The 24326-nt window shown below is 42.7% G+C and carries 32 protein-coding genes and 1 pseudogene; 6 read left to right on the top strand and 27 right to left on the bottom strand.

Features of this window, described 5'->3' with window-relative positions:
* Window positions 1-68: 68 nt before the first annotated feature.
* Window positions 69-536 (top strand): hypothetical protein, encoded by a 468-nt coding sequence (locus tag ACXACS_RS19010; RefSeq protein ID WP_474808941.1) that lies wholly within the window; start codon window positions 69-71, stop codon window positions 534-536.
* A gap of 11 nt (window positions 537-547) precedes the next feature.
* Here the strand turns inward: ACXACS_RS19010 and glyA are convergent, their stop codons facing one another.
* Window positions 548-1804: a serine hydroxymethyltransferase gene (gene glyA / locus ACXACS_RS19005; protein WP_474808939.1), complete on the bottom strand. Its 1257-nt coding sequence runs from the start codon at window positions 1802-1804 to the stop codon at window positions 548-550.
* A gap of 246 nt (window positions 1805-2050) precedes the next feature.
* Between glyA and ACXACS_RS19000 the strand changes: the two genes are divergently transcribed.
* On the top strand, window positions 2051-2908 hold the full coding sequence (locus ACXACS_RS19000) for a LysR family transcriptional regulator (RefSeq protein ID WP_474808937.1): 858 nt from the start codon (window positions 2051-2053) through the stop codon (window positions 2906-2908).
* 88 nt (window positions 2909-2996) lie between these two features.
* On the opposite strand, the gene ACXACS_RS18995 is transcribed toward ACXACS_RS19000, so the two are convergent.
* From ACXACS_RS18995 to ACXACS_RS18970, 6 genes and pseudogenes are all read right to left on the bottom strand, one after another.
* The gene (locus tag ACXACS_RS18995) at window positions 2997-3326 is read right to left on the bottom strand and encodes a zinc ribbon domain-containing protein YjdM (RefSeq protein WP_474808935.1); all 330 of its coding nucleotides are present in this window, start codon (window positions 3324-3326) and stop codon (window positions 2997-2999) included.
* Window positions 3327-3350: 24 nt separating this feature from the next.
* Window positions 3351-3554: pseudogene (locus ACXACS_RS18990) on the bottom strand (GNAT family N-acetyltransferase); the annotation flags it as partial.
* A gap of 117 nt (window positions 3555-3671) precedes the next feature.
* The gene (locus tag ACXACS_RS18985; protein ID WP_474808933.1) at window positions 3672-4106 is read right to left on the bottom strand and encodes an energy transducer TonB; all 435 of its coding nucleotides are present in this window, start codon (window positions 4104-4106) and stop codon (window positions 3672-3674) included.
* A 119-nt stretch (window positions 4107-4225) separates the two neighbouring features.
* A complete protein-coding gene (locus ACXACS_RS18980; protein WP_474808931.1) occupies window positions 4226-4510 on the bottom strand; it encodes a hypothetical protein in 285 nt (94 codons plus the stop codon).
* 935 nt (window positions 4511-5445) lie between these two features.
* Complete coding sequence (locus ACXACS_RS18975) at window positions 5446-5673, bottom strand: hypothetical protein (RefSeq protein WP_474808929.1); 228 nt, start codon at window positions 5671-5673, stop codon at window positions 5446-5448.
* A gap of 100 nt (window positions 5674-5773) precedes the next feature.
* Complete coding sequence (locus ACXACS_RS18970) at window positions 5774-5950, bottom strand: hypothetical protein (protein WP_474808927.1); 177 nt, start codon at window positions 5948-5950, stop codon at window positions 5774-5776.
* Between the two features lie 226 nt (window positions 5951-6176).
* On the opposite strand from ACXACS_RS18970, the gene ACXACS_RS18965 reads away from it, so the two are divergent.
* Entirely contained in the window at window positions 6177-6419 is a 243-nt protein-coding gene (locus ACXACS_RS18965) for a type II toxin-antitoxin system ParD family antitoxin (RefSeq protein WP_014978218.1), read from the top strand.
* A complete protein-coding gene (locus ACXACS_RS18960) occupies window positions 6416-6718 on the top strand; it encodes a type II toxin-antitoxin system RelE/ParE family toxin (RefSeq protein ID WP_474808925.1) in 303 nt (100 codons plus the stop codon). Before ACXACS_RS18965 ends, ACXACS_RS18960 begins: the two co-directional genes overlap by 4 nt.
* An 85-nt stretch (window positions 6719-6803) precedes the next feature.
* Here ACXACS_RS18960 and ACXACS_RS18955 read toward each other — a convergent pair whose 3' ends face one another.
* The 11 genes from ACXACS_RS18955 to ACXACS_RS18905 form a co-directional block, all read right to left on the bottom strand.
* Window positions 6804-7070 (bottom strand): DUF2442 domain-containing protein, encoded by a 267-nt coding sequence (locus ACXACS_RS18955; RefSeq protein ID WP_474808924.1) that lies wholly within the window; start codon window positions 7068-7070, stop codon window positions 6804-6806.
* Window positions 7051-7287, bottom strand: coding sequence for a DUF4160 domain-containing protein (locus ACXACS_RS18950; protein WP_474808922.1), 237 nt, complete (start codon window positions 7285-7287; stop codon window positions 7051-7053). Before ACXACS_RS18950 ends, ACXACS_RS18955 begins: the two co-directional genes overlap by 20 nt.
* A 149-nt stretch (window positions 7288-7436) precedes the next feature.
* Window positions 7437-7895, bottom strand: coding sequence for a hypothetical protein (locus tag ACXACS_RS18945; protein WP_474808919.1), 459 nt, complete (start codon window positions 7893-7895; stop codon window positions 7437-7439).
* A 138-nt stretch (window positions 7896-8033) separates the two neighbouring features.
* Window positions 8034-8417, bottom strand: coding sequence for a hypothetical protein (locus ACXACS_RS18940; protein WP_474806097.1), 384 nt, complete (start codon window positions 8415-8417; stop codon window positions 8034-8036).
* Window positions 8418-8526: 109 nt separating this feature from the next.
* Window positions 8527-9006 carry a hypothetical protein gene (locus ACXACS_RS18935; protein ID WP_474808916.1) on the bottom strand — a complete coding sequence of 160 codons (480 nt, stop codon included), beginning with the start codon at window positions 9004-9006 and terminating at the stop codon, window positions 8527-8529.
* A gap of 566 nt (window positions 9007-9572) precedes the next feature.
* Window positions 9573-9869, bottom strand: coding sequence for a hypothetical protein (locus ACXACS_RS18930; RefSeq protein ID WP_474808915.1), 297 nt, complete (start codon window positions 9867-9869; stop codon window positions 9573-9575).
* 117 nt (window positions 9870-9986) lie between these two features.
* A complete protein-coding gene (locus ACXACS_RS18925) occupies window positions 9987-10355 on the bottom strand; it encodes a hypothetical protein (RefSeq protein WP_474808913.1) in 369 nt (122 codons plus the stop codon).
* 126 nt (window positions 10356-10481) lie between these two features.
* Window positions 10482-10844, bottom strand: coding sequence for a hypothetical protein (locus ACXACS_RS18920; protein ID WP_474808911.1), 363 nt, complete (start codon window positions 10842-10844; stop codon window positions 10482-10484).
* A gap of 118 nt (window positions 10845-10962) precedes the next feature.
* Window positions 10963-11265 (bottom strand): hypothetical protein, encoded by a 303-nt coding sequence (locus ACXACS_RS18915; protein WP_170870521.1) that lies wholly within the window; start codon window positions 11263-11265, stop codon window positions 10963-10965.
* 111 nt (window positions 11266-11376) lie between these two features.
* Window positions 11377-11832, bottom strand: coding sequence for a hypothetical protein (locus tag ACXACS_RS18910; protein ID WP_474806093.1), 456 nt, complete (start codon window positions 11830-11832; stop codon window positions 11377-11379).
* Window positions 11833-12904: 1072 nt separating this feature from the next.
* Entirely contained in the window at window positions 12905-13246 is a 342-nt protein-coding gene (locus ACXACS_RS18905) for a hypothetical protein (RefSeq protein WP_474808909.1), read from the bottom strand.
* A gap of 344 nt (window positions 13247-13590) precedes the next feature.
* On the opposite strand from ACXACS_RS18905, the gene ACXACS_RS18900 reads away from it, so the two are divergent.
* Window positions 13591-14541, top strand: a complete 951-nt coding sequence (locus tag ACXACS_RS18900) for an IS110 family RNA-guided transposase (RefSeq protein ID WP_474806474.1) — start codon at window positions 13591-13593, stop codon at window positions 14539-14541.
* A gap of 27 nt (window positions 14542-14568) precedes the next feature.
* On the opposite strand, the gene ACXACS_RS18895 is transcribed toward ACXACS_RS18900, so the two are convergent.
* The 7 genes from ACXACS_RS18895 to ACXACS_RS18865 form a co-directional block, all read right to left on the bottom strand.
* Complete coding sequence (locus ACXACS_RS18895) at window positions 14569-14958, bottom strand: hypothetical protein (RefSeq protein ID WP_474808907.1); 390 nt, start codon at window positions 14956-14958, stop codon at window positions 14569-14571.
* 109 nt (window positions 14959-15067) lie between these two features.
* Window positions 15068-15493, bottom strand: coding sequence for a hypothetical protein (locus tag ACXACS_RS18890; protein ID WP_474808905.1), 426 nt, complete (start codon window positions 15491-15493; stop codon window positions 15068-15070).
* 131 nt (window positions 15494-15624) lie between these two features.
* Window positions 15625-15936: a hypothetical protein gene (locus ACXACS_RS18885; RefSeq protein ID WP_474808903.1), complete on the bottom strand. Its 312-nt coding sequence runs from the start codon at window positions 15934-15936 to the stop codon at window positions 15625-15627.
* A gap of 131 nt (window positions 15937-16067) precedes the next feature.
* The gene (locus ACXACS_RS18880) at window positions 16068-16463 is read right to left on the bottom strand and encodes a DUF2750 domain-containing protein (RefSeq protein ID WP_474808901.1); all 396 of its coding nucleotides are present in this window, start codon (window positions 16461-16463) and stop codon (window positions 16068-16070) included.
* A 676-nt stretch (window positions 16464-17139) separates the two neighbouring features.
* Window positions 17140-17499, bottom strand: coding sequence for a DUF2513 domain-containing protein (locus ACXACS_RS18875; protein ID WP_474808899.1), 360 nt, complete (start codon window positions 17497-17499; stop codon window positions 17140-17142).
* 459 nt (window positions 17500-17958) lie between these two features.
* Entirely contained in the window at window positions 17959-18225 is a 267-nt protein-coding gene (locus tag ACXACS_RS18870; protein WP_474808898.1) for a hypothetical protein, read from the bottom strand.
* Window positions 18226-18506: 281 nt separating this feature from the next.
* Window positions 18507-18854: a hypothetical protein gene (locus ACXACS_RS18865; protein ID WP_474808896.1), complete on the bottom strand. Its 348-nt coding sequence runs from the start codon at window positions 18852-18854 to the stop codon at window positions 18507-18509.
* Between the two features lie 659 nt (window positions 18855-19513).
* Here ACXACS_RS18865 and ACXACS_RS18860 point away from each other — a divergent pair.
* The gene (locus ACXACS_RS18860) at window positions 19514-20482 is read left to right on the top strand and encodes an integron integrase (RefSeq protein ID WP_474808894.1); all 969 of its coding nucleotides are present in this window, start codon (window positions 19514-19516) and stop codon (window positions 20480-20482) included.
* An 80-nt stretch (window positions 20483-20562) separates the two neighbouring features.
* Here the strand turns inward: ACXACS_RS18860 and fadA are convergent, their stop codons facing one another.
* Window positions 20563-21726 carry an acetyl-CoA C-acyltransferase FadA gene (gene fadA / locus ACXACS_RS18855; RefSeq protein ID WP_014948145.1) on the bottom strand — a complete coding sequence of 388 codons (1164 nt, stop codon included), beginning with the start codon at window positions 21724-21726 and terminating at the stop codon, window positions 20563-20565.
* An 18-nt stretch (window positions 21727-21744) separates the two neighbouring features.
* Window positions 21745-23895 carry a fatty acid oxidation complex subunit alpha FadB gene (gene fadB / locus ACXACS_RS18850; protein WP_474808892.1) on the bottom strand — a complete coding sequence of 717 codons (2151 nt, stop codon included), beginning with the start codon at window positions 23893-23895 and terminating at the stop codon, window positions 21745-21747.
* Window positions 23896-24326: the final 431 nt, after the last annotated feature.

The following is a 24326-nucleotide window of genomic DNA, read 5'->3' as shown; positions in this document are numbered from 1 at the left end:
CCAATGCAAGTATTCATTTAAGACTCATCTATACTAAAAGCGACGCTGCTAAAGGAGTGGGCTATTCGGTGCGTAAACTAAAATTATTTCCAACACTACATTCAGGTAAATACATAAGCTTTGTATTGCTTTGCTTCGTATGTATGACGATGTGGGGATGCACAAAAGATGAGCCGAAATCCATACAATGGAACAATGCCTATGATATTGAAAGGGAGCTTCACCTTTTAGGGCAGCAGGATGACCCGAGAGAAATTTATAAGCGTTTGCAGGGCATTAAACAGCAAGCATCGCTTAAGCTATCCCAGCTTCGCAAGACAGGGCAGCACGACCCTCTATTTACCGAATGGCTAGAGTCATTAAGAATAAGTTTGTCGCTAGCACCACTGTATAGCAACACAATCGAAACCTGTGACGTGTGGCAAAACGCAATGGAAGAAGCGTGGGGCGTTCAAATTATTGAGTTCAACGAACGAGCTAAACTCGTGTGGCGGGTAATGGTCGCTACCTGCAACGCACGAGTTCGCTCTTTGTAAACCGCTAGGTTTTACTGAGTGTAAACAGGGCGGGCAGCAGTTAGCGTAGCAACCTTATCTTTAACTTGCTGAATAAGATTACTGTCTTCAGGTTCCGATAACACATCGCAAATCCAGTTAGCTAACTGGGCACAATCGTATTCGCTAAAATTACGAGAAGTCACCGCTGGCGTACCTATCCGAATGCCACTTGTAACAAAGGGCGACTGTGGGTCGTTAGGCACAGTATTCTTATTAACAGTGATATTCACACTATTTAAAATAGCGTCTGCCTCTTTACCCGTCATCCCCTTACTAACCAGACTTAGTAAAAACATGTGGTTGTCAGTTCCGTTAGATAACACATCAAATCCACGCTTCATAAATACGTCTGCCATAGCGCGTGCATTGGTAACCACTTGCTTTTGATACGCTTTAAATTCGGCTGTCATGGCTTCTTTAAACGCAACAGCTTTAGCCGCGATAACGTGCATCAGCGGGCCGCCTTGAATCCCCGGGAAAATAAGTGAGTTAAACTTCTTTTCAAGTTCAGGGTTTGACTTACACATAATGAGCCCGCCTCGAGGGCCACGTAGTGTTTTGTGGGTAGTGGTAGTAACCACGTGCGCGGCGTTAATTGGAGAGGGATAGACACCCGCAGCCACAAGACCCGCAACGTGTGCCATATCTACCAGCAAATACGCGCCTACACTATCGGCGATGTCTCTAAACTTTTGCCAATCGACAACGCGAGAATAAGCTGAAAACCCTGCCACAATCATCTTTGGATTATGCTCTTTAGCTAACGCTTGTACTTGGTCGTAGTCAATTTCACCGGTATCGGTGTTTAACCCATATTGAATGGCGTTGTATAGCTTGCCTGAAAAATTAGGTTTTGCGCCATGGGTTAGGTGACCGCCATGATCAAGACTTAACCCGAGTATGGTATCGCCAGGGCTTAGCAACGCCATGTAAACCGCAGTATTCGCTTGCGAACCAGAATGGGGCTGAACATTAACATAATCAGCTTCAAACAGGGCTTTGGCTCTGTCGATAGCAAGCTGTTCAACTTTATCCACGGCTTCACAGCCACCGTAATAGCGCTTACCCGGATAGCCTTCTGCATACTTGTTCGTCAGTTGGCTACCTTGCGCCTGCATAACGGCTTTGCTGGTGTAGTTTTCTGAAGCAATTAGTTCAATGTGATGTTCTTGGCGCTTGTCTTCTTGCGCAATAAATTCGGCGATATCTGGGTCTTGCTGGTTAAGGTTTTGGTTTAGCGTATTCATGCTGCCTCCTAATTTTCATTGTTGTGTATTCGATACTAGAAGTGCAAAATGAATAAATAAAATTAATAAAAAATATGGTGTTATAATTTTATTAAATGCATGCGGCTGCATTTTTGGCACAGCACAGCACAGCACGGCGCGTTTGTGTTTGTCTGTAATAGAGCGGCTAACAGAGTGAGCCTTTAAAGTTCACTAGTGAAAGGTCAGTGTATAGTTGACGCTATAAAGAAGGTGTAAAGCAAAGTAATGAAGAACTTGTCCATAGATTTCCTACGCTCGTTCGTGCTTATCGCACAGACGGGAAGCTATACACAGTGCGCCGAGCAGCTGCAACGGACACAACCTGCAATAAGCCTTCAAATTAAAAAACTAGAAGAAATGATTGGGGAGAAGTTATTTTCTCGCGACAAAAATCGTTTAGCGCTTACTGGCGCTGGTAGTCGCTTGTTGTCATATGGTGAGAAAATAGTAGCGCTTAATGACCAAGCTATGGCTGAGTTCGGTAAGCCTCAAGTGACCGGAAATATTAAGTTAGGTATTCCCAGTGAATTTAGCACCACGCTTATGCCTAAAATCATTCGGCGGTTCACTCAAACTTACCCGGAAATATCGCTAGAGGTGCATTGCGCGCTAAGCAAAGATTTGTTGAGCGAACCGCTGAAAAGCCAGTTCGACTTAATTTTGTCATTACAGGAAACACCAGATCCACAGCAGGATGGCTTCATCATCTCAGATCAACTGGTATGGGTAGGCAGTCAGCGCTTTGTTAACAGTGTGCCTGCTAAGCTCCCTATTATTGCAGCCCCCTCACCGTGTATTTATCGCAAACGCGCCACTAACCTTTTATCCGCAATCAAAAAGCCGTGGCAGGTGGTATACACCATTGCAGATTTAAACGGTATTCAAACTGCTATTAATGAGGGGCTAGGCATTACGGTACTGGCAAAAAGCTCAGTACCGTCAGGATTACACATTTTATCTAATTCAGAAAACTTGCCCGAACTTGGACATGTAGGCGTTTGCTTAGTTAACCCTCAAAAAGTGTCATCTAAAGCGATTAGCCTGCTCACTGAAACCATTACTAATGAGGTCGCAAATTTTTAAAAAGTGATAGATTGCTTTAGCTAGCGCGCTTGGTTAACAAAAAAGTAAGCGCGCTAAAAGGAAATGAAGCTTTTCAATAAAGCGCCGTTTATGCCTTTTTTACAAACTGTGCGGTAAGCATCATCTCGCCAGCGCCATCTACTTTACAGTCTAGCTGGTGGTCTTTGGCATCTTTCACATGACGGATAACCGCTTTGGTACCAATTTTAAGTACCAGCGAACTGCCTTTTACTTTCAAATCTTTTGCTAACGTTATCTTGTCACCAGCAACTAGCGGCGTACCGTTATAATCTTTTGCAGAGACTTCTTCTTCAACATCGTTCGGGTTCCACTCGTGTCCACATTCAGGGCAAATAAGTAGAGACTGGTCTTCGTATACATATTCTGATTGGCAATGCGGGCAAGGAGGTAACGACATGTGGAATTCTCTTAAAATACTAAATTAAAGCGCTCGGGTCATAAAGTGGCTGTTGGGATCGATTGAATAACTGCCAAATGGACCGCAATCAACAAAACCAAACTTTTTGTATAGGGTTCTGGCCGCTAAAAAGTAGTCTTGCGTTCCTGTTTCTAAACTTACCGAACTAAACCCTTTCATTTTCGCATGTTCTAGGGCAAAAAGTAATAACTGAGACGCCACACCACATCCTCTGAAGGTTTGTAGTTCGAAAGAAAGTAATTTTCATAGTTATAACTACACCTCAAATTCCTCTTTTACTACAAACTCAAACATAACGATAAACATCGGTATATCCTCCAGTCGCTATTCGCAAGCCATTGCGGCTTGTTTCTTACACTTTGAAATAGATTCTGCCTCTGTATTACCACCCATGCAGAAATCTAACCTCAATAGCTTTTCTTCGCGGGTCGGAGATTTGCTTTTAGCCAATGTCCACTCCCAATCTTGAATAACTTTCGTTACCGGCTTAGAAATAACCTTTTTAGGTACTGAACTTATAAGCTCAATGCTTTCGGTCAAACCACTTTCGTCCACTATTACTTTAAATACTCCGCAGCCAACAATGCCTTTTCTTGCTAATTCAACGGGGTAGCGTGGCATAAACTGCTTTTCTCTCAACCAAGTGGTTTCAGTAATTGTTGGCTTTAGATGTGTTAACTCCACAGAAGCATAATTAACTGCTGCGAGTGTGCCAGTAGATAAAAAATAGATGACGAAGAGTAAATTCTTATAGTTCATACAACCTTCCTTAGTGGGTTCAAAAAACATTCGCATAAAAAACTCAAATACGGCTTCTATGGTTGGAGCGATGGGGCGAAGTCTAATGTAGCTTGTCAGTTTACGAAGAGACTTTATTGTTACGTGCGTGCATTGTCAGACCCACAGACAAATGTTTCTTCACCCAGATGGTAGACATTATTGATAGCTACGTATGTGCCAGAAACAACACCCGTTATGGGGAGTAGTACAAGGCCACTAATTGAATAGAAGGTATTGGTATCCTTAAATCCATTAATAACTTTAAGGGTTTTGCGGTCCGATGATATCTCACACTTGTTCACTTTAGCCGTATCGGTTTCTGGAACGACTACACAAGCACTTAGCAAAGGCATGCTTAAAATTAAAAACGCGAGTAATTTCATCAAATAATTCCTTTTATCTCTCGTCACACAGATTAGCACATATTTTCGCCTAGCCCACAAAGAGGGGGAACTAGGCTTTTTGTTATGCATACATTATTGAGCCAGCACACAAAAGTAAAAAAGCGCAAAGAAAATATTTACTACTCACTGAGTTGAAGCTTACATTTTGTTTAAACCAAACCTTTACTGGCATGGTTAACATATACGGCGATAACAACAATCCGCGTAATAAACATAAGACGCCCTATGTCATGGTGATAGAACCGAAGTTCAGTGTCTTAGTGTTTTGGTAAGCGACTGCTTCTATAAGAATTACGGCTGCTATAGCTACTTTGATTAAAATTGCAGCCCTTTGGACTTTAATTGCTTCGTATTCCATTGCGAATAAATCCTAATAGCACTTATAACATCCACTAAGGGGCAGTTATGTATAGATTGAAGATCTCTTAACCATCTAACATAGTGCGATGAATTGAGACTATAGGATCTTCCATATACAGCTAATGCCCCGCAGAACTGATTTGATATGTAGCCTTCTATCCTTGAGTGTATTTTTGTTCGCAAGAAACAACCGCAGCGCATAAGCCGCTAACAACTAGAAAGCAAATAGTAGCGGAAAATGTGCCTATGCTAACGAATAAACAAGTTTCTCTAACTCTAGGGTCGACGACAAAAGCTGCGCCCCATAGTAGAACAGTAAAAAAAGAGAATATATAAGCGAAAATACCAAGAGCTCTAGCTGCGAATAAAAGAGTGGGTAGGTTTACAGTTTGTATCGTTTGGTAAGGGTAAAGTTTCATAAAAAGTCCTTCTACATAATGCAAAGCTTCATAGCCACATAGCGTTTAAATAACGGGCGTAGGCGTGTGGGGCATAATGGGGAAACCGCCCCACGAGTACATCTCCCCGCTTGCGAAACGAGTGTGTCGATTGCTTTATTTCGGTGAACTCATGAAATGACCGTTTTCTTCTACATCTTTCTTAAGAACCAAAACAATTAAAAATATTAGCGATAGGGGCGGGATAAAAGCCGTGAAAAAACCAATCACGGAGGTTACGACAGGTGTGGTGGTTTTACGCTTTCCGAGATAATAGCCAGCTACAGTCATGAGTATTGCTAAAACGATTATGATTTGACCGAAAAGTGTCGCGTTGATATTCATAAATAATTCCTTCTACTTGTGATAATTTTGGTAGCACATTACTTCATCGCCTTTTCTCGTGGTTTGATTCTTTGAGCCAAATGCGGTGGCAAAGACGAGATTACTTCTTTTTTATCACTGCTATTTTTAATGCATAAAACAATGCCGGCAATGGGGACAAAAATAATCCAAAGAAGAACCAGAGCCAAGCATTCCTGCCAGTCTCTTGAGCCCAGTATGCGCAAAAAATACCAAATAAGAAACTGACCATGCCCTGAGTTGCAAAATTATGTTCCATTTAAATAGGCTCCCTTTCTTAAATAATGAAAATGATTTTTGGGGTTAACCAAGAAGTACCTAACTTTTAAATAACGGGTATAGGTATGTGGGGCATAATAGCGAAGCCTTCCCAGATGTATGCGCCCCAGCGAACCTGCGAGCGGCTTAATGTGATTGTTATGCGCTATTGACTTACAACGCGTAAGTACCATAATTAGGTATATATTGGTACTTGGAGAAAGCAGATGGCTAAAAACACCAGCATTACCCTTGGAGACCATTTTGATGGCTTCATTGCTAGCCAAATTCAAACTGGTCGGTATGGTTCAGCAAGCGAGGTGATTCGTTCAGCTCTTCGCTTGCTAGAAACACAGGAAACCAAATTAAACACGCTGCGTCAATTACTTGTAGCAGGTGAAGAAAGCGGCGAAGCTGAATACGACCTTGAGCATCTGATATCAGAACTAGACGGTGAATTAAAAGAGTGAAACCGGTTAAGTTAACCGTACTAGCAAAATCAGATCTCAAAGATATTGCATTGTTTACTCAACGGAAATGGGGCCGACAACAGCGTAATGTATATCTTAAACAATTCGACGATTCATTTTGGATGTTGTCAGAAAATCCTGATATTGGTAAAAGCTGCGACGAAATAAGAGATGGATACAGAAAATTTCCTCAAGGTAGCCATGTTATTTTCTACAAACAAACGGGCAGTCAGGAAATTCTGATCATAAGAATCCTTCATAAAAGTATGGATGTAAATCCTGTACGCTTTGGCGCATAACTTTTCAATAACGGGCGCAGGCACGTAGGGCATAATGGCGAAGCCGCCCTGGGGGTATGCGTCCCAGCGAACGCAGTGAGTGTGTTTATTGATTTGTTATCTTCTTTCCTTGATTGCCCAAAAGAAGACCATTAACACTTAAGTCCTCGTCCAATTGAGGCCAATGAATACCTTCGCCATCACCCAGTATCTCCCAATCTTTAAGTTGATCTGCAGTCGCAGATGAAAGCGATGGAAACCAAGCTAAAGGAACAGAAAGAGAGCGGCCATCAATTAGACTGATAATAAGTGAATCTGAGTCAAAACTAACTGAGTGAGCAAGAGGGTGATGTTCAACTGCTAAAATAGCCATTCCAAGCCTCCAAAAATGTTTCTTTATTTTCGACCACCATTTGCTCGAGTTTTCTTAACTCTTTCGGTGGAAAACGAGTAGAGCTAGCTAAAGCAACAGGCTTTAACCAGAATTTAGCAAGCATCTTCTCTCGCTGAATATGAATGTGTGCGGGTTCACCGTTTTCATTACTATAAAAGAAGAAACGATAAGGCCCTAATCTTAATACTGTCGGCATACAGTAAGATTATCGCAGAAGAGCACATATGCCAATTGGAAGATAACTTTTCAATAACGGGCGCAGACATGTGGGGCATAATGGCGAAGCGGCCCTGCGTGTTAGCGTCCCAACGAGCGACAGCGAGTGACTTTATTTGGTTGTTATGTTCAATTTTCATCGGGTAACCTTATTAATGTCAAAAAGGCTTTTAGCAAACCCCAGATAAAGCAAACTACTCCAACCATTAGGACAAAGGCCAGAATCAAATGCTGATTTATAAACAATGAGTGGCTATCGCCCATAAATGGCGCCGAAGCAAAGATAAAAAATACGCCAAGAAAAATATATCCTATAGCTTCCAAATACGGCCGCTGACCTTCTGATAGTCTTAGTATCTCTGAAAGCTCTCTGTTTAACCAATTTGATTCGGGCAGAAATACACTAAACAGGCTTGTTGCCACGCTGAATCCGGACCAGCTGGCTACTACCAACGAAGTGATGAATATGGTTGTCGGAGAGTTGTGTCTTGAAAAATACTCTTCATTATTTCCAATGGATTCAAGGCAGAAGTATGCAAGAAGAACGCTTAAGGCCAATATCACAAAATTTAAAGCTATCTTTTTCATATTCTGAATTTAATTCATCCTTGATTGAACATAACTTCCCACTAAGGGGCGATAACATATGGGCTAAAATTAGGAGCGAAGCGACGCAGCCCATGTGTTAGCGTCCCAGCGAGCGGAGCGAGAGCCTTGAGTGGTTTGTTAGGTGTCGTCCCTACTATGATAAAAGTAAAACCCAACGCCAATAAAAACTAATAAGCATATTATGAATAAGCGAGGTTCTTCAGCGTAATAAATAAAGCCGTTTCGCGAAGGGATTTTTCCAAAATAAACTGAAAAAACAACAGTGGCAGGCCATACAGCGAGCACTATTCCTCGTGCTGATTTTTTTCCATTTTTGGTGTTGTGCGGTGAAGAGTTGGTAGTATCCAATGGGCTGTGATTTTCAGCAGGAACACCGCTTCTCCTTCGTGCTATTTCTTTCTTAATTGTTAAAACTCTATCGGGGAACTGAGCTTTATCTATTTGCGTCAAGACATCTTCTAGTTCTTCCAATGTATAAGATGCGAAATTTGGTTCATCCATACTCAAAGGCACCTAACTTCTGCATAACCGGCACAAACGTAATGCGATAATGCCGAAGGCGCATTGCGTTTGTGTCCGTTGCGAGCGCAGCGAGTGGTTAATGCACTTGTTATGTGCCAACATAGTCCATTAAACCTAATATGTCTTTAGCTCTTTTAGTTAAAATGTTGAGTTCCTCTTCCCTAATAAAACCCTTACATCCATGATTTATGCGAACAGTTTTATGCTCCCCTGCATATTGAAGTGACAATATACTGATTCCATGGTGAGTTCTTTGAATTTGGCATTGAGGATCTACGCCATCCTCTTCAAGACCATAGCTGTCCGAAAAGGTACTAAATTGATACCTGTCCAATAACTCTAAAACTTCGATAAACGTTTCCGATGTGTTTGGCAGTTTGAAACTGCGAATTGTTGCAGATTCGTTTTCTATGATTAATACGGTGGTACCATCGCCAAAAATTGAAACCCTGTAGTGTTCCCATGGTTCTTGAAAGCTGAAAGAGGAAACAGTAAATGAATCATGGCTATCTTGTTCCGAATAAGCTTTGGCACTTAACAGTATAAGAGCTAAAAAAATAATTCTCACGTTAACTCCCTTGGCACATAACGCCCCACTAAGGGGCGATAACACATGGGCTAAAATTAGGAACGAAGTGACGCAGCCCATGTGTTAGCGTCCCAGCGAGCGAAGCGAGAGCCTTGAGTGGTTTGTTATGCACGTGCATGACACAGATCTCCATAGCTTAAAGCAATAAACGAAGATATTGTTGCGATAATTGCGAGCAAAAGAACTGGCCTCCATTTTGTCCCAACCGAGTTAAGCCCCTTGGAGCTTATTAGAATGTGAAAAGGACCAAGAACTTCGATATACCAATCAAATTTTTCTTGTTTTCTTTCATTTGAGAAAACTGCGAAAGCACTGAAAATTGTTAGCAATATTCCCAGAACTGCGATTAGAAAGATAGCTTGCTCAAAGAAAGTGTGACAATTGCTAAATTTAATTGGCATTAAAAACAATAATTCCTTTTAGAAGACTCTGTAGTGCATAACACCCGCATAACGGGCTATAATACCGAGCGAAGCGAGGGAAGCCTACGTGTTTTTGTCCCAAGGAGCGCCAGCGACTGAGTTAATGCGCTTGTTATATTTACATTACTCTAATACTTGGCTTAAGTACGGTTCTATATTTCCGCTTTCATCATTAGCTGATTTAACCTCCAGAATGAAGATAGAAAGAGCAAACCAACCAATAGCAAAACCATAGTTGAATACCCAAAATAGAATTAAAGCGGGAATACCGCACCAAATTAAAATTGTCAGTATTCGACTTTTCACATTCAACGGTGCGTCTTGTCGATAGAGCTTTACAGCATTATTCACAATCTCAACTTTCTTACTGTGCTTGAGATTCTTTAATCTTTTGTCTTCATACAGCTTAAAATGGAACACTGAACCTCCTTGTAAATATAACTTTCCAATAACGGGCGCAGGCACGTGGGGCATAATGGCGCAGCCGCCCCGCGTGTTTGCGTCCCAGCGAACGCAGTGAGTGAGTTGATTGGCTTGTTATGGCCGCGCCGAAAATTCCCACTGATCTCTGTTGGCATAAAACACCCAATTTAACTTACTGGATACTAAGTACAAAAACAAAATATCTGTACTCTTTTGAAACGTGTCAAAGTTATCCCAAGTTAGAGAAAAATTTGAGTTAATGCGCTTTTTTATACCTGTTTTTTTTGACACACGCTCAAATGTTTCGAAGGCAAAAACTTGTTGGTTGAGGTATGGCGAAAAAAGGGAGTTGAATTCACTTTTGTTGAGCCACCCTGTCGAAGAAGTAATTGAGCGGATTACTTTTGACCAATCAGAATTTTTAACCGAAAGCTCTATATCAGTATCGGTATTAAGAATTTGGTTCAGTTCAATAAATTCCATTCTTTACCTGAAGGCTATAACTTTCCAATAACGGGCGCAGATATGTGGGGCATAATGGCGCAGCCGCCCCGCGTGTATGCGTCCCAGCGAACGTAGTGAGTGTGTTGATTGGGTTGTTAGGTGCGCTCATGCCAAGACCCCATTTAGCAGCATACTAGGCATAAAAAAGTAAAAAGCCAATAAGCCCGAACCTGTAAATAGAAGTGCGGTTGCACAAAAAGAAGCTTGAACGAAAAAGACGGAAGGTTTAGCGGATGCACTATGCCTAAGAGCTACTACTGAGGTTTTTAAACATTCTTTAATCGCTTGGTATTTAGCTGAGAACCAAGAAATGATGGGAGCAAGGCTAGCAAAAACGAGAGCAAATGCGATTTCCACACCGCCTAATTGAACTAAGAAGGCTATCTCTGGCAAAACTGCGGCCGCAACAACCATTGCGATGCCGATAACTGCGCGTTGTAGATTAGTTAATTCATTCCATGATTTCACAATTTTTCCTTTTAGCACCTAACTTTCCAATAACGGGCGCAGACATGTGGGGCATAATGGCGAAGCCGCCCCGCGTGTATGCGTCCCAGCGAACGCAGTGAGTGTGTTGATTGGGTTGTTATGTGGCATTTAAATAAGACGCACCAATAGCGCCGCCAATAATGAAAAACAGTACAAATATCATTGAGCTTAAGAATGACTGTATAGCTATTGACCAGTGTTTCTTATATAACCAATAAAAGCTACTAAAAAATATAGCAACTGAGAGAAAACCGCCAGCAACGAGAATCGGTAATTCACGGGAAAGCATAGTGTGAATATCAATTGCTTCTCTTTCAAACTGATAAAGGTCAACTTTTGCGACAATGATTAAAAAGAGCCCCAATATTGCTGGCGACCAAACTATAAATATTCGCTTCATAGTGATGACACATAACTTTTGAATAAGGGGCGCAGACATGTGGGGCATAATGGCGAAGCCGCCCCGCGTGTATGCGTCCCAGCGAACGAAGTGAGTGACTTAATTTTTTTGTTAGAAGCCTGCACGCCGTTGTTCCTTAAGAGGATCGTGTGGATTTACATTACCACCAAATGTTTGTTTATACACCTTGCCCAAGTCTGACTTGATTTCCAACGTTACCAGATAGGGTGAGCCCAGAGCCGAACGCCAATAGTGATACTGCTTTTGATATTGTTCATTAAAGCTAAAAGTAACAGTAGCTGACGTAAGCCATGATGAGGGGATTTTATGAGAGTTCAGCATATTAATGAGTGATTTTCGAATGCTTTTAGCAAAAGGTTCGAGGTGGTTTATTACGCTGTTATGCTCTATTTCTAACAGATTGATTGATATAGAAGAGATGTTCTGTTTCTGTGCGAGCAAGCATAGTTGTCCTGTAGCCCAGTAACCAAGATGATCGTTATTGCGGTTATTTAGCATGTGAGCAAAGTTTCTTACGATTCCTTTGAACTCTGAACGACGAGCCATGATTCTCCTTGGCTTCTAACGCCTAAATATGGGGCACAAACAGGTAGGCGATAATGGCGAAGCCGCCTGCCTGTTTGTGTCCCAGCCCGCCTGCGGTCGACATAATTTTTTTGTTATGTGACATTACTGATTAGCCCTTTTACCTGCTATACCGATAAACAAGAATAAGAAAAATAAAATACTGGGCATGATGACTGTTAATGGGTTTATGAAAAATGCCACTAAGATTTTAGACAGTAGTTCGATGCTGAATTCTGTACTTTCTGGCCAATACATAAACAGAGACAAAGGCAATAAGATGACCAGCACTTTTAGGTAAAATGTGACTGCGGCCCACAAGGCCTTTTTAGAAACATTTTTTAACTCATAAAAGCTCATTTACTCAATATCCGACTGGCACATAACTTTTCAATAACGGGCGCAGGCACGTGGGGCATAATGGCGAAGCCGCCCTGCGTGTATGCGTCCCAGCGAACGAAGTGAGCGCGTTTATTGACTTGTTATATTTCATTTGTGTCAACGAAGAGCTTAGCGCTCGAAGAACAGAGTTTAAACATTATTACCGCTAGAGGTGCAATATAGAAAATTAAGCCAAATATACTAGCTGGAATTGATATGAACTCTGATGCGGCAGAGGTATATACCAGAAATACAATAGTTACTGCAGTGAGAAGCTTTAAAGCTAACAGTGCGCGCGCTGATTTTTTAAGGAAGAATATACTGGCTATAACCAAGCAGATAGACAATGCAACCTGCACCAAAGCACCTGTAGGGTTACCGAAACCATTATGAGTAGCAGCTAGTACGTAGCCGAGTCCAGTCAACGCAGCAATGCTACCAAACGTAATATAAATCCAAGCGATTATCTTAAAACTGCGAAAAATAGCTCATCTCCAACTTTGAAATATAACACTTAAATATGGGGCACAAACAGGGAGGGTACAATGGCGAAGCCGCCTGCCTGTTTGTGTCCCAGCCCGCCTGCGGGCGACATGATTTTTTTGTTAGGTACGTGTCTAAAAGAGCCATACTTGTTTTGGCAGAATCGGAGACTGGTAGTTTCTCAATAAAACTACATGAGAGTTTTTATGAATCCAAGCACTGCAATTAAAAAAACACAAAGACCACAAATAGCTATAACCGCCCAATTAAAATACATTACTGCCCGCCAACCGATAGATTTAAACCTAAAGTGCTCTCTATTCTGCTTTTCTAGCAATATCAATGAAGTAGGAATTACGGTAATGGAATACACCGCAAAAACTATAACAAGCATACCTAAAAATCCCATGGTTACCGCAGCACCAGCATAAAGAGGCGTATCGGCAGATATATCTCTAAAAAAGTACTTACCAAGCGCGACTACAAAGATAGGAAATAGTAAGCCGATAAATTGAAAGCCTTTGACAATCATTGAAGTACCTAACGGCCCGCATAACGGGCAAAAATACGTAGGCTATAATACTGAGCGAAGCGAAGGGAGCCTACGTGTTTTTGTCCCAGCGAGCCCGCGAGCGAGTTTATGCGTTTGTATGGATAATTCTTCCTTAAATTTCCCACAACTTTTTCAAAAATGGGTAAAGTGAGGCCCAGACTTTGGCTGCAACCAAAGTTGGCTGCGTGGCAGTTCGATTATGCGATGGCTCCTCAGTTGAGAGACCGTTAACAAACATGAACACCACACAGTGCTCCAAGCAACATACTCGAATAGTCGACTGGGCCCCGAGCTCGCATTTAGCAAACCAGAGTTAGCTTATTATGAATAAATCAGCAGCGCAAAGAATTAACGTTGGCGTAGACACAGGCAAACAATTCTTGGACATCCATGTTCGTCCGTCACATGAATATTTTCAGGTCAGTAACGATAAAACAGGCATATCTGAAGCAATTAAACGGCTGAAAAAAATAAGCCCTGAACGCATTGTGATTGAATCCACCGGCCGTTACGAAGCCGCATTTATTACAGCATGTGCGAAAGCCAATTTACCGTTCAGTATGGTAAACCCGATACATGTAAAACGCTTCGCCGGCGCAATTGGCAGAAAAGCCAAAACAGATAAGCTGGATGCTGAACTTATCGCGCATTACAGTGAGGCCATACAACCTGCTCTATCATCTCTGAAGCCGGAAACAATGCGGCTTATGGCAGATTTGGTGTCACGACGGAACCAGCTTTTAGACATACAGACCAGCGAGAAGAACAGACTTCAAATTATGCCGAAAGCTACTCAGTCTAGTATTAAATCTGTACTCCTGACTATCAAAAAGCAAATAGAAAAAATGGATGATGAACTGGGCAAACTGATAGAAAGTTGTCCAGAGTACAAAGCCAAAAGCGATCTTGTGCAAAGCATGCCGGGAATAGGAAAAGTATCAGCCGCGACGCTGATTAGTTACCTGCCAGAGCTCGGACTGCTCAACAGCAAAGAAATCGCAGCCCTGGTAGGTGTTGCACCGATGAACAAAGAAAGTGGTAGGTACAAAGGCAAGCAGGCTATCCAGGGTGGGCGTAGTCAGGTTCGCACCGTACTGTTCATGGCAATGATGTCAGCGATGCAGTGTAATCCGGTTTTTAAGCGTACTTACAACCGATTAGTCGAGGCAGGCAAACCTAAGAAAGTCGCCATAATTGCCTGCGTCAGGAAGATGATTATCATCCTCAATTCGATGGTAAGAGATGGTGTCGTGTGGGAAGAAAAAGCAGCTTAAAATCAGGGTTGACGCCATAGTCGTTTGTTAGCTATGCCTTAAAACTTCAACCCCAAGTACACATGATACGGATAAAAGGCCGAACCACCCTAAAATATGCCCAAAGTCCTCGCCGAAATAATCTAGTGACGAAAAGCCTTCTATAATTTCACTGGCAGGTTTGGAAAATACGATAAGACTAATACTTAAACCTGGTTCCCATAGTAAATACCAATAAGTTGATAATCTCCAGCTAGTCCCTTCAGTTGTAGCTATGAAAAAGGTCAACACAGTGAAGAATACAATGCCAATAATCTTGGAGTTTCTCCACCTTTTAAAACTGGTCGCTAATGAATGCTGATATTCATATTTTGAGTAAAGGAATACAAAGGCAATTGGCGACAAATAGAGTAAAAAAATAGCAAATGAAAATAGCATGTTCACCAAAATAGCTAACGCCCCGCTTAGGGGCAATAACACGTAGGCTAAAATACCAAGCGAAGCGCAGGGAGCCTACGTGTTATTGTCCCAGGGAGCTTGCGACCGACTACAGCGGATTGTTAGGTGACGGCTTTCTACGAAGAAAGTGAGCACCGATAAAACCAACACCAAGAGCTAACAACAATATATGCAAATAAATACCAGTGACAACACTTTGATTGAGAAAGCTTAGAGTAGAATAAGTATTTGAAAAGCAGATATTACCAGAAAGCTTACACTCTACAGTGGTTTGAGCGGGCAATAGTTTTTGCGAGTAAACCAAAATACCAGTTGGTGGGTTAGTGTGGTGGATGAATAATTCAGGGCCGTTGGCGCGAAACCCTTGATTAGGGTCCGTAAAAGCTTTCTCGGACACTTGAAAAGAACTTTCTTTGCCGTTAATCCAAGCAGAGAAAAGCGTCCAATCGCTAAATACATCTGCTGTTAGAGAGCCTAGGCCAAAGATAAAAAACGCTAAACCAATCTTAAACAAGTCAAATCCCTACACCGTTACCTAACTTTTAAATAAGGGGCGCAGGCATGTGGGGCATAATGGCGAAGCCGCCCCGCATGTATGCGTCCCAGCCCGCGCAGCGGGCGTACTTAATTTTTTTGTTATGTTGCTTAGTCACAACCACCGCCTCCGCCAAAGTCATCTGGGGCTGACATTTTGGGATCGGCTGAACCTACGTCACTCTTTGATTTATCCGGATTCTTATGAGGCATATTTGCGATGGAGCCTACAAAAATACCCAACAAAGCAAAGCCACCACACCATACAAAATATTCGATAATTGATGGACTATTTGTTTCAGCGGTTGCCGCTGCCACTAAGGCACCAATTATAGCTCCCAAAAACAAACCAATGATTTTAGATAGAGAAAAACCAATGAGTGCGAGATAAAGGGCAATTCCTGATTTACGAATCTTAGTCATTTGAATTCATATGAAACATAACACCCACATAAGGGGCAGTAATACGTGGGCTAAAATCCGAGCGAAGCGACAGAGCCCACGTGTTACTGTCCCAGTGAGCCTGCGAGCGGCTTAATGTGATTGTTATGTTTTTACTCGTATTTGGCCATTTCATTTAGCAACTCTTCTTTTAGGTCTTGCGGCTCAATACACCAAAAGGTCCACTCTTGATTCGGAAAGACAGCAACTTTCATGTCATCTTGCTCAAATAGCGGAAGCCAATAATCAAGTAATTCTTCTAGGCTAATTTCTATTGCGGTGTGGCCCGGAAAATTCTCATCTGTGATTTTCTGGGCATACTCGTAATGTGGCCATAATGGAAAATATTCAAAGTCTTCAGGTGCGACTGGGACGAGCCAGCCTTCCTCACTTTTGACACCCCATAGTTGCTGCCAGTCCGCGACTTTACTGATGAAGTGATCGTATCTATCAAAGCTATCTAATGCCAAAACAGCTTCATACTGCTTTTCATTCATCTTATAGGGCACTGAACTCTCCCTGAAACATAACTTTTAAATAAGGGGCGCAGACGTGTGGGCTAAAATCCGAACGAAGTGAGCAGCCCACATGTTTGCGTCCCAGCCCGCGCAGCGGGCGAACTTAATTTTTTTGTTAGGTACGTGCTAATTATTCCTCGATGCTTGTCCACGATACCTATTAATTTTGGGGCTGAGATAATTGATATTTAGGATACAGCCATAGTCCCGCTTAGTGTATAACCAATCCTCGATCATTATATATTCAATATCAACTATTCTATTCGTTTGAACTTCACCCCTGATATCCAAGCATGGGCCAAACATAAACTCAGATCGAAAAATCACCCCAGACACATTAAATGAGGTGTAGCTACTTGGACCAAATATATCAGTTATTGGTCCGCTAACGTTATATCGCTCGTGACTATTGAAAGCTTGTTCAAAGTAATAAATTTTATAAAGCCCAGCTACTATAAACATGAGAAAGCAGAAAGCGAAAATTCCAACAAAAATCAGTCTGAAATTTTTGATTTCTGTTTCACTCAAGAATTGAAATTTATTCATGAGTACCTAACTTTTAAATAAGGGGCGCAGGCATGTGGGCTAAAATTCGAACGAAGTGAGCAGCCCACATGTTTGCGTCCCAGCCCGCGCCGCGGGCGAGCTTAATTTTTTTGTTAGGCATTTACACCAAACTTGATTTAACAAGTGTTGTAGCAACGGCTTTTATGACATCGAAAGTCATGACACCTCCTTTTTCTGCGATAATTGATTTAACCTTTTGCCATGTACTTTTAACTCTTATTGAATCTAAAAATTCATGGCCTTCCCATGTTAAAGAACGTAGAAAGAAGTGAGTGGGACTTTGGCTTATTTCGTTTGAGATTGAGGCGTTAATTAGCCCAGCACTTTCTAAAAGTTGGACATGATAAGATATTTCAAATTGCGTGTTCGTTTCAAAGTCTTTTAATGAAAGTGTTTCATTTGGATTTAGGTTTTCTGTTTTAAGCAATAAGTCTCTGATGATGTCCCAGTCTCTTTTCATCTTTCGATATCTCCCTGATGCCTAACACCTAAATAAGGGGCGCAAACATGGCGGCTATAATCGGAACGAAGTGACACAGCCGCCATGTTTGTGTCCCAGCGAGCCCGCGAGCGACTTAATTTTTTTGTTAGGTGACATCTCAAACATCCTTGATCAAAACTAACAATAAAAACGAAGCAAGCGCAGAGAAGGCCATACCTAAAAAGTATTTCCTTGCCAAATTATGAGCGTGCACAAAACTCGAATCACTTTGTCGACCTTTCATATACGATCGGCTTATCAATGTAAAAGTCAGCTTGGGAGTTGCAAGTAAAATTAACTTTGTCGGCTCTACCGTTATACCAAAAACCTTTAAATTGTCTTGCGACTTTAATTCTTTGCAAACTAGGTCGAGTGCATTGACGTACTTATACAAAAAATACAAATAAGAGAAAGCGCCACATAAAAAAAGAATTGTCCTTAGACTCTCCACTTGTCACCTAACATTAAGCTAAGCGGCGCAGTTGCGTGGGGCATAATGGCGAAGCCGCCCCGCGTAAATGCGTCCGAGCGACCGAAGGGAGCGGTCTTAAGCGCCTTGTTATAAGCAAAGCCAGTTCCTTTGGTCTGTTTAAAAACTGTTAAAGCCAGCATACGATTGATTGTTAACACAAACAAGCAAAACGACTGAGCAGTGATGGTTTTGATTTGACTGGAGCAAGCTGCCATTTGAACTGTCGAACGCATTGGCGCTTGTTGACGTCAAATAACAACTTGGCGACAAAGCGCCTAATGCGCAACCTTTGAATTGAACGCGGCGGATTTAAACCTGCCACAAGCTAGAGCGATGTTAATGAAAACAGGTGAGGGTAGTTTTACTGGGGTTTTTATAAAGCCAAACGCAGTTTAGGCTGACGCCTTATAACTTTCCAATAACGGGCGCAGACATGTGGGGCATAATGGCGAAGCCGCCCCGCGTGTATGCGTCCCAGCGAACGAAGTGAGTGTGTTGATTGGGTTGTTAGGTTTCATTTGCTTGACCGAAGTGCATTGACCAACGCTGAAATGTGAATTAGTAGGAGTCCAAACAATATTAAATTTTTTGATTTGAGAAGGTCAACGAGCGCGTATGTATCATCTATTCTTGCTGTTTCAGAGTTTAACTTTTCAGTCACTAGAGCTATTGCCATATCTTCAGTCAATGGTTCGCCTGCTTCCTGAATTACTTTGATTAGTTCTTCATAAACCACTTGTGATTGCTTTCTGGTTTCATTAAGCCTAAGAACATTATCTGCAATGTATTCGGGAGCAAAATAAGAAAATATCGAATATGCCACGATTAGCGAAAAAGAGATGTAAACAGCCTTTGTCTTCAAAATTTTCTTCCTGAAACCTAACTTTAAGCTAAGGGGCGGTTACGCGTGGGGCATAATAACGAAGTGGCCCCACGTGTAAGCGTCCCAGTGACCGAAGGGAACGACTTGAGCGTTTTGTTAGAAGCAGAGCCTGTTCCGTTGGCCTTTTTAAAAGGTAATGCAGCCAGCATACGATTGATTATTAACACAAACAAGTAAAACGACAGCGTGGTAATGTTTTTGATTTGACTGAAGTAAGCCGCCATTTGAACTAAGAAACGCATTGGCGCTTGCTGACTGAGAATAAGAACTTGGCGATAAAGCGCCTAATGCGCAACCTTTGAAGTTAATGCGGCGATATTAAAACTACCAAAAGCTAAAGCGATGCTGGTAAAAACAGGTGAGGGTAGTTGGACTGAGATTTTTACAAAGCCAAACGTAGTTTAGGCTGACGCCTTCTAACAATTTAGTGTAAGGAAAAAATCCTTTATGCAAGGTGGATAATTTCCGTATATCACATTTATAGTTTTCTTACTTTCGCACGTAAATACCCTTTCATCAATAACCTACACTTAGTATCTGAAAATGCTGTACTTAAGTACGGAATCTTTCCTTTTCATTTTACGGTCGCATCAAAAACCGTAATTCTGTATTTATTTACAGTAATTAAAATCAAAAAAATGAAATCAATGTTCATGCAAATGGTGATAGAGCATATGCACAACCGTCGCTATGCGAAGCGTTCGATTGAACTCTATAGTAAATGGATAATTAGCTTTATTCGCTTCAACAACAATAGGCACCCATCTGAAATGGGAGACCAAGAAGTTGAAGTGTTTCTGTCTCACCTAGTTAACGCTAAAAACGTAGCTCCAGCTACTCAGGCTAGCGCGCTAAATGCACTGGCGTTCTTGTATCGCGATATATTAGAACGTCCACTTTCTTGCGAACTCAACTTTGTTTCAAGTCGTCGGCAAGCCAAGCTTCCAGTTGTATTAACGCAGGAAGAGGTCGTTTCTCTTTTCGAGCAAATCCCTGCCAACTTAAAATTACCCATATCTTTGCTATACGGAAGTGGGCTGCGACTAATGGAAGCGGTTAGACTACGAGTTAAAGACATTGATTTTGACTACAACGCTATTCGCATATGGGATGGGAAAGGCGGTAAGCATCGCATTGTAACCTTGGCTGCGGAACTAAAACCGGGTCTTACTCGACAAATCGCTATGGTAGAAAGCTTCTTGGCGGCTGATTTAGAAAATCCTAAATACGCAGGCGTTTATCTACCTCACCGATTACGTTTGAAATACAAAAACGCGCCCAGAGAGTTAGGATGGCAGTATTTATTTCCATCTTCTCGATTGTCTGTCGATCCTGAAAACAAAAAAGTGCGAAGGCATCATATTGATGAATCGAGTATACAAAAAGCAATTCGAAACACGGCTAAAGCCTGCGACATCAAGAAAAAAGTAACGCCTCACACGCTGCGCCACTCTTTTGCAACGCATTTATTGCAATCGGGTGCTGACATTAGAACGGTGCAAACACAGTTAGGTCATTCAGACGTGAAAACTACGCAAATTTATACTCATGTGCTTCAGCAAGGTGCGCAGGGTGTGGTAAGTCCTTTATCTCGTGTTTTGAAGTAACCTGAAAAGTAATTAAAGCCAACAAAAAAGGGCCCGAAGGCCCTTTCAAAATTTAGCTTTAAAAGCGCTTATATAAACGCTTATACGCGCTCAAATACGGTAGCAATACCTTGGCCTAAACCAATACACATAGTCGCTAAACCTAGGCTTACGTCTTGCGATTCCATTAGGTTGATAAGCGTACCCGAGATACGTGAACCAGAACAACCTAGTGGGTGACCAAGTGCAATCGCACCACCGTTAAGGTTAATCTTAGTATCTAGGTGGTCCATCCAACCTAGTTGCTTAATGCACGATAGTGCCTGCGCCGCGAACGCTTCGTTAAACTCAGCAAGTTCAATATCGTCCATAGTAAGGCCAGCACGCTTAAGAGCTTTCTGTGTTGCTGGAACTGGGCCATAACCCATAATTGCCGCATCACAACCAGCCACTGCCATAGAGCGAATTTTCGCACGTGGCGTTAGGCCAAGCTCTTTCGCACGGTCTGCTGACATAAGCAGCATGCCAGATGCACCGTCAGACAGCGCAGAAGACGTACCCGCAGTAACTGTACCGTTTACTGGGTCAAACACTGGGCGAAGCGCCGCCATGCTCTCAGCAGTGCTCTCTGGGCGTACTACTTCATCGTAGTCAATTAGCTTTAATACGCCGTTTGCATCGTGACCTTCAACAGGCACAATCTCGTTAGCCCAGCGGCCTTCAAGGTGTGCTTTGTGCGCTAGCTGATGCGAACGCGCGCCAAATGCGTCTTGTTGCTCACGAGTAATACCGTTTTGACGGCCAAGTAGCTCGGCAGTCATACCCATCATACCCGACGCTTTTGCTGTGTACTTAGCAAGGCCAGGGTGGAAGTCGATGTTGTAGTTCATCGGTACGTGACCCATGTGCTCAACACCACCAATCATGTAAATGTCACCACGGCCGCTCATGATGCCACTTGTTGCATCGTGAAGGGCTTGCATTGATGAACCACATAAACGGTTAACTGTTACCGCGCCTGTTGTGCGTGGAATTTGTGTTAGTAGTTGCGCGTTACGTGCAACGTTGAAGCCTTGTTCTTTAGTTTGCTGAACACAGCCCCAAATGATGTCTTCAATTTCCGCTGGGTTTACGCCAGGGTTACGCTCTAGTAGCGCGGTCATTAGCGCAGCAGATAAGTCTTCTGCACGCACATTTCTGAAAACACCGTTTTTTGAACGACCCATAGGGGTACGTACGCAATCGATTACGACCACTTCTTTCATTAGTTTTTCCTCCGGGTCTTATGCGAAATAGGATTTACCAGCAGCGGCCATTTCACGAACGCCATCTGAAATCTGATAAATTGGACCAAGTTCAGCGTACTTGTCTGCCATCGCAACAAAGTTCGCCAAGCCAATGGTTTCAATCCAACGGAAAATACCACCGCGGAATGGAGGGAAACCTAAGCCGTAAAGTAGCGCCATATCTGCTTCAGCTGCGCTATCTACAATGCCTTCTTCCAGGCAGCGAATTGCTTCGTTTGCCATAGGGATCATAAGGCGTGCAATAATGTCGTCAGCTTCGAAGTCTGTCTTCTCAGCTACGTGTGGCGCCATTAGTGCGTATGCTTCTTCAGCAGGTGTTTTCTTAGGCTTACCGCGCTTATCAACACCGTAGTTGTAGAAACCTTTACCGTTCTTCTGACCTAAACGATCTTCTTTGTAGAACAAGGTTACAGGGTCGTTGTCTAGGCGAGCCATACGCTCTGGAATACCTGCTGCCATAACGTCTGCTGCGTGATCGCCAGTGTCGATACCTACAACGTCCATTAGGTAAGCCGGGCCCATAGGCCAGCCGAAGATTTTTTCCATTACTTTATCAACAGCAACAAAGTCAGCGCCGTCGATAAGTAGCTTACTGAAGCCCGCAAAGTATGGGAACAATACGCGGTTTACCAAGAACCCTGGGCAGTCGTTAACCACAATCGGGGTTTTACCCATTTTAAGGGTTGCCGCTACTACTGCATTGATGGTCTCTTCTGACGTTTTTTCGCCACGAATAATCTCAACAAGCGGCATGCGATGCACTGGGTTAAAGAAGTGCATACCACAGAAGCGTTCTGGCTTGTCTAGGCTTTCAGCGAGCTGATTGATAGAGATAGTAGAAGTATTTGAAGTGATGATAGCGTCGTCCGCTACATTGTCTTCTACTTCCTTAAGTACAATACCTTTTACTTTCGGGTTTTCTACAACCGCTTCAATAACAAGGTCTGCATCTTTAAGTGTGCTGTACTCAAGGGTAGGCGTAATAGCGTTAAGTGTTTGCGCCATTTTAGTCGCATCAACTTTACCGCGCTGCATACCTTTGCCAAGAATTTTCGCAGCTTCTGAAAGGCCAAGGTCTAGTGCACCTTGGTTAATGTCTTTCATAATTACCGGCGTGCCTTTCACTGCGCTTTGGTATGCAATACCGCCGCCCATGATGCCTGCGCCTAGCACAGCGTTAAGCTTAGATTGCTTAGTCGCTGCTTTCGCTTGCTTTTTACCTTTGCTTTTAACTAGCTGGTCGGCTAGGAAAATACCAATTTGCGCTTTCGCTGCGTCGGTTTTCGCAAGGGCTACAAAGCCTTCGTTCTCAAGCTTAAGCGCACCTTCACGGTCTAGGCCCGCTGCTTTTTGAACAGTCTCAACCATTTTGTGAGGAGCTGGGTAATGTTTGCCAGCTTGCGCAAATACCATAGCTTGAGCTGTCGAGAAGCTCATCATGGCTTCGTTTTTGTTTAACTGTAGCGGGGCTTTTTTAACCGCACGACGTGCTTGCCAATCAAATTTACCGTCAGCGGCATCTTTCACCATTGAAAGCGCGCCTTCAACTAGCGCCTCTGGTGCTACAACTGCATCAACTGCACCTTCAGCAAGGGCTTTCGCGCCTTTTCTGTCGCGGCCAGTGGTCATCCACTCAAGGGCATTGTCTGCACCAATAAGACGAGGTAGACGAACCGTACCACCAAAACCAGGCATAAGGCCTAGCTTAACTTCTGGCAAACCAATTGAAGCGGTGGTGTCGGCAATACGCATGTCACACGCCAATGCCATTTCACAGCCACCGCCAAGCGCGAAGCCATTAACAGCAGCAATGGTAGGGAAAGGTAGGTCTTCAAAGCGGTCGAATACTTGTGACGTATTGGCAACCCACTGTAGTACTTCGGCATCGTCCATAGCGAAAAGGCCAGTGAACTCGGTGATATCTGCACCTACGATAAATGCAGGTTTTGCACTGCGTACTACTAAGCCTTTAACATCGCCTTTAGCAAGTAGGGCTTGAGTTGCTTCATCAAGTTCGCTCACGGTTTGGCGGTCGAACTTGTTTACTGAACCTTCGGCGTCGAATACCAGCTCAGCAAAGCCGTCATCTAACAGGCTGACGGAAAGACTTTTGCCTGTGTATATCATTATCATCTCCTTCGGCATTGGCCAGGATGTTAGTGAAGTAATCCAACTAATTTGTAGGGTCGTATGCATTCACTAACGCGTTAGGGTGGCTAGATTCTTTACAAAGCCACACAAAATTTCAACAAAAAATCAAACAAGCGTTTCAATTTGTCTAAGGTAGTGGTCCGATGACTTAAATTCAAGTCTAAATATCGAATTCACACTTCATTTCGGTATTGGTGGTTGTATAATGAGCGTTATTGGCCCAAAGCGCCAATCCAGCAAAAGAATAATCTACAATCATGTCAACTATGTTTGTAAAGCATAGCTAACGACAGCTGGCACAACATCTTCTTTGGCACGGAGCCAGACTGAAATTTTCCCTTTGTTTATAAAACAAATGTAGTGGGTCAGTCGTAATGCTGCTTTATCAGCAACATTTTACAATCAGC

It is taken from the genome of Alteromonas sp. AWM4_230 (assembly GCF_056158305.1).
Note: the sequence above shows the minus strand (reverse complement) of the source record. Positions and strands in the feature narration are given on the sequence as shown.

Bases quoted from the DNA above. Each gene is read 5' to 3' on its own strand.
- glyA (WP_474808939.1), bottom strand. From the start codon at position 1,804: ATGAATACGCTAAACCAAAACCTTAACCAGCAAGACCCAGATATCGCC.
- ACXACS_RS19000 (WP_474808937.1), top strand. From the start codon at position 2,051: ATGAAGAACTTGTCCATAGATTTCCTACGCTCGTTCGTGCTTATCGCA.
- ACXACS_RS18995 (WP_474808935.1), bottom strand. From the start codon at position 3,326: ATGTCGTTACCTCCTTGCCCGCATTGCCAATCAGAATATGTATACGAA.
- ACXACS_RS18985 (WP_474808933.1), bottom strand. From the start codon at position 4,106: ATGAACTATAAGAATTTACTCTTCGTCATCTATTTTTTATCTACTGGC.
- ACXACS_RS18980 (WP_474808931.1), bottom strand. From the start codon at position 4,510: ATGAAATTACTCGCGTTTTTAATTTTAAGCATGCCTTTGCTAAGTGCT.
- ACXACS_RS18975 (WP_474808929.1), bottom strand. From the start codon at position 5,673: ATGAATATCAACGCGACACTTTTCGGTCAAATCATAATCGTTTTAGCA.
- ACXACS_RS18970 (WP_474808927.1), bottom strand. From the start codon at position 5,950: ATGGAACATAATTTTGCAACTCAGGGCATGGTCAGTTTCTTATTTGGT.
- ACXACS_RS18965 (WP_014978218.1), top strand. From the start codon at position 6,177: ATGGCTAAAAACACCAGCATTACCCTTGGAGACCATTTTGATGGCTTC.
- ACXACS_RS18955 (WP_474808924.1), bottom strand. From the start codon at position 7,070: ATGGCTATTTTAGCAGTTGAACATCACCCTCTTGCTCACTCAGTTAGT.
- ACXACS_RS18950 (WP_474808922.1), bottom strand. From the start codon at position 7,287: ATGCCGACAGTATTAAGATTAGGGCCTTATCGTTTCTTCTTTTATAGT.
- ACXACS_RS18945 (WP_474808919.1), bottom strand. From the start codon at position 7,895: ATGAAAAAGATAGCTTTAAATTTTGTGATATTGGCCTTAAGCGTTCTT.
- ACXACS_RS18940 (WP_474806097.1), bottom strand. From the start codon at position 8,417: ATGGATGAACCAAATTTCGCATCTTATACATTGGAAGAACTAGAAGAT.
- ACXACS_RS18925 (WP_474808913.1), bottom strand. From the start codon at position 10,355: ATGGAATTTATTGAACTGAACCAAATTCTTAATACCGATACTGATATA.
- ACXACS_RS18915 (WP_170870521.1), bottom strand. From the start codon at position 11,265: ATGAAGCGAATATTTATAGTTTGGTCGCCAGCAATATTGGGGCTCTTT.
- ACXACS_RS18910 (WP_474806093.1), bottom strand. From the start codon at position 11,832: ATGGCTCGTCGTTCAGAGTTCAAAGGAATCGTAAGAAACTTTGCTCAC.
- ACXACS_RS18905 (WP_474808909.1), bottom strand. From the start codon at position 13,246: ATGATTGTCAAAGGCTTTCAATTTATCGGCTTACTATTTCCTATCTTT.
- ACXACS_RS18900 (WP_474806474.1), top strand. From the start codon at position 13,591: ATGAATAAATCAGCAGCGCAAAGAATTAACGTTGGCGTAGACACAGGC.
- ACXACS_RS18895 (WP_474808907.1), bottom strand. From the start codon at position 14,958: ATGCTATTTTCATTTGCTATTTTTTTACTCTATTTGTCGCCAATTGCC.
- ACXACS_RS18885 (WP_474808903.1), bottom strand. From the start codon at position 15,936: ATGACTAAGATTCGTAAATCAGGAATTGCCCTTTATCTCGCACTCATT.
- ACXACS_RS18875 (WP_474808899.1), bottom strand. From the start codon at position 17,499: ATGAAAAGAGACTGGGACATCATCAGAGACTTATTGCTTAAAACAGAA.
- ACXACS_RS18870 (WP_474808898.1), bottom strand. From the start codon at position 18,225: ATGCGTTCGACAGTTCAAATGGCAGCTTGCTCCAGTCAAATCAAAACC.
- ACXACS_RS18860 (WP_474808894.1), top strand. From the start codon at position 19,514: ATGAAATCAATGTTCATGCAAATGGTGATAGAGCATATGCACAACCGT.
- fadA (WP_014948145.1), bottom strand. From the start codon at position 21,726: ATGAAAGAAGTGGTCGTAATCGATTGCGTACGTACCCCTATGGGTCGT.
- fadB (WP_474808892.1), bottom strand. From the start codon at position 23,895: ATGATATACACAGGCAAAAGTCTTTCCGTCAGCCTGTTAGATGACGGC.